Source organism: Ideonella sp. P3_A4, assembly GCF_056403075.1.
In genome coordinates this window covers 1-7247 of sequence record NZ_JBFUGE010000312.1, presented here as the reverse complement: position 1 = coordinate 7247, position 7247 = coordinate 1, and the positions used below count along the sequence as shown (strand labels likewise).

The following is a 7247-nucleotide window of genomic DNA, read 5'->3' as shown; positions in this document are numbered from 1 at the left end:
GATCTGGGCCGCTTCGATCGGTGTCGGCCGCCAGCCTTCGTGCAGCATGTGGCGCAGGTCCCGGCCACGCAGCGGCTCCATCGCGATGTAGATGCCCTGGTCCGACGGACCGGCATCGAACACCGTCACGATGTGCGGGTGCGACAGCCGGGCGGCCGCGCGCGCTTCGTTCAGGATCAGGTCGTCCAGCGCGCCGAGGGCCTGGGTTTCGATGTGCAACCGCAGGGTCTTGACCGCCACGGCGCGGGAAAGCAACGGATCCCACGCCGCATAGACGGTCCCCAGGCCGCCTTCGCCCAGCACCGCCTTCAAGGCATAACGCCCGACGTGGCCGATCACCGGCCGCTTGACGGGCAGGGTCGACGCACCGACCTCGGGGCTTTCCACCGCCTCGGCCGTCTCGGCGCTTTCGCCGTTAGGCGAAGAAGCTTCCGGCAAAAGCCCGGCGGTGGCCAACAAGTCGTCGGCCACGGTGGCTTCGAAGGCGGCGGCGCTGAAGTCTGACGACGACGCTCGCCGGAACGGGTTCCAACGCATGGACGCAAGCATAGCCAAGGCAGTCAGCCGGCAACGGGGGAATTAGTCGGGTTCAAGCGGGGTGGTTAACGGCTTGTCACTGAATCAGTGTCTGTTCGATGCGAGTGACGGCTTCTTGCAACAGCGGCAAGCTGGTCGCAAAGGACAGGCGCAAATAACGTTCGGCGGCAGCGGGGCCAAAATCCCGCCCGGGGGTCAGCGCCACATGGGCGCGTTGCATCAACTGTTCGCATAGGGCCCAACTGCTATCGGCATGGGCGCTGCAATCGGCCCAGGCGTAAAACGCCCCGTCCGGTAGCACGGGCACTGTAAGCCCGAGGGCGTTCAACGCGGGCACGACAAAATCACGCCGGGCGCGGAAAGATTCGCGCCGGCGTTCGTACTCGGCCAGCGATTCGGGCTCGAAACAGGCCAGCGCCGCGTGCTGCGAGATGGTCGACGGGCAGATGTACAGGTTTTGCGCCAGCTTCTCGATTGGCGCCACCAACTCAGGCGGCACCACCAGCCAGCCGAGCCGCCAGCCGGTCATCGAGAAGTACTTCGAGAAGCTGTTGACCGAGATGATGTCTTCGCCGAGCGCCAGCGCGCTGTGGCTGAAAGCGCTGTCGTAGCTCAGGCCGAGGTAGATCTCGTCGACGATGCTGATGCCGCCACGCTGGCGCACGGCATTGACGATGCGGGCCAGTTCTGCCGGTGCGATCGAGGTGCCGGTCGGGTTGGAAGGCGAAGCCAGCAGCACCCCGCGCGTCGCGCTGGTCCAGTTGGACGTGACGCCATCGGCGCTGAGCTGGAAGCGCGCTTCCGGACCCGAAGGCACCAGCTTCGCCCGGGCCCCGGTGGCCGCCACGAAATGTCGGTTGCAGGGGTAGCACGGGTCCGGCATCAGCACCTCGTCGCCGCTTTCGAAGAGGGCGAGGCAAGCCAGCTGCAGAGCGGCCGAAGCCCCGGCCGTGACAATGATGCGGCCAGGGTCGATAGCCAGGCCGTGGTGCTCGGCGTACCAACGCGAGATGCGTTCGCGCAGCGGCTTCAGGCCGGTGGCTTCGGTGTATTGGCTGCGCCCTGCAGCGACGGCGGCCTTGGCGGCGGCTTGCACCAGGGGCGGCGCGGTGAAGTCGGGCTCGCCGATGTTCAGGAAGATCATCGGCCGGCCGCCTTGGGCCGGATCGCAGGCCGGTGACGACGCCAGCTCGCGCGCCGCCTTGGCAAATTCCATCACGTAGAACGGCTCGATGTGGTCGAGCCGGGAGCTGAGCTTCATGCAGCCCTCAGCGCCGTGCCGAGCGCGCAGCGCTCACTTCGGCGGGTCGCAGCTCCGCGGCGGCCTTGTCCAGCACACCATTCACGTATTTGTGGCCGTCGGTGCCGCCAAAACTCTTGGCCAGCTCGACCGCTTCGTTGATCGCGACCTTGTACGGCACGTCCACGCAGTTCTTCAGCTCATAGGCACCGATCAGCAGCACGCCATGCTCGATCGGCGACAGCTCGTTGGTCGGCCGGTCGACATGCTTCGACAGCACGGCGTCGAGCGTGGCTGCATCGCGGATGCAACCGTGCAGCAGCGCGTCAAAGTGGACCGCGTCGCACTTGTCGAAACCGTCCTGCTCGCGCATGTGGGCGTCGATGACGCCCGCGTCGCTGCCGGCGATCAGCCATTCATACAGGCCCTGAAGCGCGACCTCGCGCGATCGGCGGCGGGCGGACTTGGGAGCCACGCGCTTCTTTGGCGCGTCGGTGGCGGGTGTGTTCACAGCAACTCGTCCAGCAGGTTGGCCATTTCAACGGCCACGCGGGCGGCGTCGCGGCCCTTGTCGGCAGCGCGGGCCCAGGCCTGCTCTTCGTTTTCGACCGTGAGGATGGCGTTGGCCACTGGGATCTGGTGGTCCAGCGCGACTCGCGAGACGCCAGCACCGCTTTCGTTGGCCACCAGTTCGAAGTGGTAGGTCTCGCCGCGGATGATGCAGCCGAGCGCGGCGAGTTCCGCCAGACAGGCGTCGGCCAGCGCACGGGTGATCGCATCGTTGAAGCGGGCACGCACGATACCGATCGACAGCCCGTCGCCGTCGAGCGGCGCGCTTTGGCCCTGGTCAGCACCTTGCATGGGAGTTTCCTTGTTGGTAAGAGATGGGGGCGCTCATTCGGCGGCCATGAAGCCGGTGACCTCGAGGCCATAGCCGGTCATGCTGGGCATGCGGCGCGGGCTGCCGAGCAGGCGCATGCGGGTGATGCCGAGTTCGCGCAGGATCTGGGCGCCAACGCCATAGGTGCGTAGGTCCATGACCGACGAGGTGGCGGTACTTGTGGCCTCGGCATCCGGCAGCAAGCCGGCGACCAGGCGGTCGGCCTCGGCGGCGCCGCAGTTCAGCAGCACCGCCACACCGCGTTCGCTGGCCTGCAGCTTGGCCAGGGCCTTGGGCAGCGGCCAGGAGTGGCCGCAGGTGCCGGTTTCCAGCAGGTCCAATACCGAGAGCGGCTCGTGCACACGCACCAGCACTTCGTCGTCGGCCGTCCATTGACCTTTGACCAATGCCAAATGCACACCGCCCGAGCGGTCGCGGAACACCTGGGCGTTGAAGCTGCCCTGGGCGGTTTGCAGCGGCCGTTCGCCGGCTCGCGTGACGAGCGATTCGTTGCGGCTGCGGTAGTGGATCAGGTCGGCGATGGTGCCGATCTTCAGGCCATGTTCGCGAGCGAAGACTTCCAGGTCCGGCAGCCGGGCCATGGTGCCGTCGTCGTTCATGATTTCGCAGATCACCGCGGCGGGCGACAGGCCGGCCATCGCCGCCATGTCGCAACCGGCTTCGGTATGGCCGGCGCGCATCAGCACGCCACCGTCTTGCGCCTGCAGCGGGAAGATGTGGCCGGGCTGGACGAGGTCCGAGGCTTTGGCGTCACGCGCGACGGCCGCTTGCACGGTGCGCGCACGGTCGGCGGCAGAGATGCCCGTGGTCACACCGGTGGCCGCTTCGATCGACACCGTGAAGGCAGTGCCATGCACCGTGCCGTTGCGGCTGGCCATCGGAGTCAGGTGCATGCGCTCGCAGCGCTCGCGTGTCAGCGTCAGGCAGATCAGGCCACGGCCATGCTTGGCCATGAAGTTGATGGCCTCAGGGCTGACGTGATCGGCGGCCAGAACCAGGTCACCCTCGTTTTCGCGGTCTTCCTCGTCGACGAGGATCACCATGCGGCCGGCAGCCAGCTCGGCGACCAGCTCGGGAATGGGAGAAATGGGCATCCGAGCATTGTAGGCGGCGGGGTCTTCGCCGCGTAGTCGCGCGGGGCTCAGTCCGCAGGGCAGCGGCGCAACAACAGGCGCAGATCTTCACCGATGAGGTCGACGCGGTGGAAGGCAAAGCGCTGGGCTTGCGCGAGCGTGGTCAATGGCCCCAGCGCGGCCATGTCTCGACCGGCGCCTATGAGCATTGGCGCCTGGTAGATCAGCAGCTCGTCGACCCAGCCAGCCTGCAGCAGTGCCGCGTTCAGGCGGGCGCCGGCTTCGACGTGAATTTCATTGAGTTCGTGCCGGGCCAACTCGTTCATCAACGCGTCCAGGTCGACCTGATTGTTGGCGTTGGGGCAGACCAAGATCTCGGCGCCGCGGTCTTGCAGGGCTTGCCGGTGCTCAGCATCCGGCTCGGCCGCGACGAACAGCAGCGGCGCCGATGCTTCGAACAAGCGTGCGTCGGCAGGCGTTGACAGCCGGGAGTCGGCGACTATGCGCAGCGGCTGGCGGGCGATGGCATGGCCGCGCACGTCCAGCCGGGGGTTGTCGGCCAGCACGGTGCCCGACCCGGTCAACAAGGCTGACGCGCGCTTGCGCCACGCATGACCGTCGTGGCGGGCCGCTTCACCGGTGATCCACTGGCTGACGCCGTTGTCCAGCGCGGTACGGCCATCGAGCGACGCGGCGATCTTCATCCGCACCCAGGGCCGAGCGCGCTGCATACGGCTGAAAAAACCGATGTTCAGCTCGCGCGAGGCCGCGGCGATTGCGTCGTCGGCGAAGTCCACTTGAATGCCCGCGGCTCGAAGCCGAGCGTTGCCGCGGCCGTTCACTGTCGGATTCGGATCCCCCGTTGCCACGACGACCCGGGCTAGGCCGGCGGCCACCAAAGCGTCGCAGCAGGGCGGTGTACGGCCATGGTGGGAGCAGGGCTCCAACGTGACATACGCCGTGGCGCCCCGGACGGAGTGCTCCTTGGCTTCGGCGTCCCGCAGCGCCATGACCTCGGCATGAGCTGAACCGGCGGCCTGGGTATGCCCCTCACCGATCCATCGTCCATCGGCTGCGACCAGCACGCAGCCGACCCTCGGATTCGGCTCAGTGAATCCGACCGCGGCCTCGGCCAGCGCCAAGGCGCGCTGCATCGGCTCGGGGGGCGTGTGCGTTTCTGCTGTGAACGGCATGGCTGGATGAGTTTACGGGCGCCCGTCGGATCCCCCCGAAAGAGGGTGTCCTCATCACGTTGTGGAGCCCTTCAGGGGGAGAGACGGTGAGGGKCACGTTGCGAAGAATTCACGCCGGGAGTTCACAAGAATATTTGCAACAAATAGGAGGAGAAATCATGTTCCGTCAAACCACCCGTGCCCTGCAGCGTGGCTTCACATTGGTCGAATTGTTGGTGGCGCTTGCAGTCGCTGGTGTCCTGGCCACCATCGGGATGCCAGCTATGGGTTCGTTCCACGGTAAGGCAGTGGTTGATGCGCAGGTGCAAGGTCTGTCGTCGGCGATGCGACGGGCTCGCCAGGAGGCAATCACGCGTGGCGAACTGGTAACCGTCTGTGCTATGGATCCTGCCACGGCAGATTCGGCCGAACCAGACTGCTTGGCCGGCGGCAAGAACTGGAGCGCTGGCTGGATCATTTTTGTGGATCGTGGTCGCCGGGGCGAAATGGGATCGGGCGACCGCGTGATTGCGGTGCACCAATCCGGCGACAACAGTGGCGGTGCCCTCAGCACCCAGCGTTACGTGACCTATCGCGCCGGAGGGGAGATGCTGAGTTTGGCTTCGCATTTCCGCTTTCTCCCTCCCGGGCAGCCGCTGGAAGATGCCGCGTTGCCGGGCTCCGCGCTGGTGTGCATCAACAAGCCAGGTCGCCCTCGGGTGGCGGATGCAGAGGACTGCGAGAACTGACCGGCCGAAGCGCTGCCATCGCCGCTCGTCGGCAACTGCCGGCCGCTCGTCGGGCCTCCGACAAGTACTAATGACGGGTGAGTGCATCATGCCTACATGGATTCTTCCCACCAGACTGCCAGGAGCGCGCAGACCGGCTTCACGCTGGTTGAGTTGCTCATCACGATCGCCATCGCGGCGGTTCTGATGGCGATTGGCGTGCCATCTCTGACTTCCTTCCTCGCGGATCAGGCCGCCGCCGGCAATGCCGATGAGTTTGCGGCCGCTGTGCGGTACTCACGGACTGAGGCAATGAAGCGCGGGCGAGCTGTGACGATGTGCGCCTCCACTGATCCGGCGGCCAATGCACCAGCGTGTAACGCCGCGGACTGGATGACCGGTTGGGCAATTACTGTGCCGGGCACAGTGCTTCGGGTCCAAAACGCGTTGCGTGCGATGGACAGTACCACTGCCGCCGCCACAACGCTGACCTTCGCAGCTAACGGTTTGGTCACTGGTGGCCCGGGCACCTACACCTTCGTGCCGGTTGGCGGTGACCGTAGCAAGCAGCGCGTGGTGCGGGTGGAGTCGACGGGGCGCGTGCGTGTCTGTAAGGGTGAAGGGGCTTGCCAGTGAAGATGAATCGGTTGGCTTTGAACGACGCACGCCAGAGCGCTTCGCGGCAGCGTGGTGTGTCGCTGATTGAGGTGCTGGTGGCGATGCTGGTCGTTTCGATGGGCGTGCTGGCAGTTGCTGGTCTGATGGCGACGACCTCACGTTACGGCAAGACCAGCGAGTACCGCGCGGTGGCAACTCTGCTCGCTTCCGACATCGTTGACCGCATTCGGGCCAACAAACCGGCGATCAACCCTGGTGCCACACCCGCGGGAGATGTGACGGCCTACAACATGACGGGGGACTACGGCAGCTGGGAAGGTGAGCCTGGAGATTTTGCGGGTTGCGCGAATCCGAACGTTTGCCTCGCCTCAGAGATCGTGCTGCAGGACCGTGCGGAGTGGGGGCAGGCCGTGTTCAACGCCTTGCCGGGGGGCGCAGCTTACGTGCAACTCAGCGCCGATCCAATGGCCGTCCCGACGGCCGATGTCTGGATTGCTTGGCTCGACCCGGACGCTTCGTCCAACGAAGCCAATGCTGGCGCCAATGAATGTCCACCAGGATTTCAGGGCCTCACCCCGCAGCCGCGCTGCGCCTACTTCCGCGTGGGGCTGTGATGATGCGCCGTCAACATGGTTTCTCGCTGATCGAGTTGCTGATCTCGATGGTCATTGGCTTGGTTGTCATCGGGGCAATGATGGCTGCATACCTTGGCAGTGGTGTGAGTAGCCGCAACACCCGGGCGCTGGCGCAAATCACTGAAGACGCCAGCGTGGCGTTGAATGTACTGCGTACCACGATTGGCATGGCTGGCTACGGCAATCCTGTGGGGATCGTGCCCGCGACTGGTCAGTTCACGTTCAGCTACGGTGGCGCCACGCTGATGGGCTGTGACACGGATTTCACTGACCACAATCGGGATATCGGGCTATTGGCCTGCGGTGGCGACGCAACCGCCGACGCGATCGCTGTGGCCTACGA

Annotated in this window: 10 protein-coding genes; 4 read left to right on the top strand and 6 right to left on the bottom strand. The window is 65.7% G+C overall.

Annotated elements, in window-relative coordinates; genetic code table 11:
• The 6 genes from AC1DYI_RS22440 to ribD form a co-directional block, all read right to left on the bottom strand.
• Positions 1-537, bottom strand: a 537-nt coding sequence (locus AC1DYI_RS22440) for a protein kinase domain-containing protein (protein ID WP_477206354.1), incomplete at its 3' end; no start/stop codon positions are given.
• 76 nt (positions 538-613) lie between these two features.
• Entirely contained in the window at positions 614-1798 is a 1185-nt protein-coding gene (locus AC1DYI_RS22435) for a pyridoxal phosphate-dependent aminotransferase (protein ID WP_477206353.1), read from the bottom strand.
• A gap of 7 nt (positions 1799-1805) precedes the next feature.
• Positions 1806-2288 carry a transcription antitermination factor NusB gene (gene nusB / locus AC1DYI_RS22430; RefSeq protein ID WP_477206352.1) on the bottom strand — a complete coding sequence of 161 codons (483 nt, stop codon included), beginning with the start codon at positions 2286-2288 and terminating at the stop codon, positions 1806-1808.
• Positions 2285-2638, bottom strand: coding sequence for a 6,7-dimethyl-8-ribityllumazine synthase (locus AC1DYI_RS22425; RefSeq protein ID WP_477206351.1), 354 nt, complete (start codon positions 2636-2638; stop codon positions 2285-2287). Before AC1DYI_RS22425 ends, nusB begins: the two co-directional genes overlap by 4 nt.
• Before the next feature lie 33 nt (positions 2639-2671).
• Positions 2672-3772, bottom strand: a complete 1101-nt coding sequence (gene ribBA, locus AC1DYI_RS22420) for a bifunctional 3,4-dihydroxy-2-butanone-4-phosphate synthase/GTP cyclohydrolase II (protein WP_477206350.1) — start codon at positions 3770-3772, stop codon at positions 2672-2674.
• A gap of 47 nt (positions 3773-3819) precedes the next feature.
• Positions 3820-4944: a bifunctional diaminohydroxyphosphoribosylaminopyrimidine deaminase/5-amino-6-(5-phosphoribosylamino)uracil reductase RibD gene (ribD, locus tag AC1DYI_RS22415; RefSeq protein ID WP_477206349.1), complete on the bottom strand. Its 1125-nt coding sequence runs from the start codon at positions 4942-4944 to the stop codon at positions 3820-3822.
• Positions 4945-5102: 158 nt separating this feature from the next.
• On the opposite strand from ribD, the gene AC1DYI_RS22410 reads away from it, so the two are divergent.
• The 4 genes from AC1DYI_RS22410 to AC1DYI_RS22395 all read left to right on the top strand — a co-directional run.
• Positions 5103-5672: a GspH/FimT family pseudopilin gene (locus AC1DYI_RS22410; protein WP_477206348.1), complete on the top strand. Its 570-nt coding sequence runs from the start codon at positions 5103-5105 to the stop codon at positions 5670-5672.
• 81 nt (positions 5673-5753) lie between these two features.
• The gene (locus AC1DYI_RS22405) at positions 5754-6287 is read left to right on the top strand and encodes a GspH/FimT family pseudopilin (RefSeq protein WP_477206347.1); all 534 of its coding nucleotides are present in this window, start codon (positions 5754-5756) and stop codon (positions 6285-6287) included.
• Between the two features lie 11 nt (positions 6288-6298).
• The gene (pilV, locus tag AC1DYI_RS22400; RefSeq protein WP_477206346.1) at positions 6299-6883 is read left to right on the top strand and encodes a type IV pilus modification protein PilV; all 585 of its coding nucleotides are present in this window, start codon (positions 6299-6301) and stop codon (positions 6881-6883) included.
• The coding region (locus tag AC1DYI_RS22395; RefSeq protein WP_477206345.1) for a PilW family protein at positions 6883-7247 on the top strand (365 nt) is incomplete at its 3' end. The genes pilV and AC1DYI_RS22395, both read left to right, overlap by 1 nt.

Coding starts and splice junctions, on each gene's coding strand:
- AC1DYI_RS22435 (WP_477206353.1), bottom strand. CDS start 1,798: ATGAAGCTCAGCTCCCGGCTCGACCACATCGAGCCGTTCTACGTGATG.
- AC1DYI_RS22410 (WP_477206348.1), top strand. CDS start 5,103: ATGTTCCGTCAAACCACCCGTGCCCTGCAGCGTGGCTTCACATTGGTC.
- ribBA (WP_477206350.1), bottom strand. CDS start 3,772: ATGCCCATTTCTCCCATTCCCGAGCTGGTCGCCGAGCTGGCTGCCGGC.
- ribD (WP_477206349.1), bottom strand. CDS start 4,944: ATGCCGTTCACAGCAGAAACGCACACGCCCCCCGAGCCGATGCAGCGC.
- AC1DYI_RS22425 (WP_477206351.1), bottom strand. CDS start 2,638: ATGCAAGGTGCTGACCAGGGCCAAAGCGCGCCGCTCGACGGCGACGGG.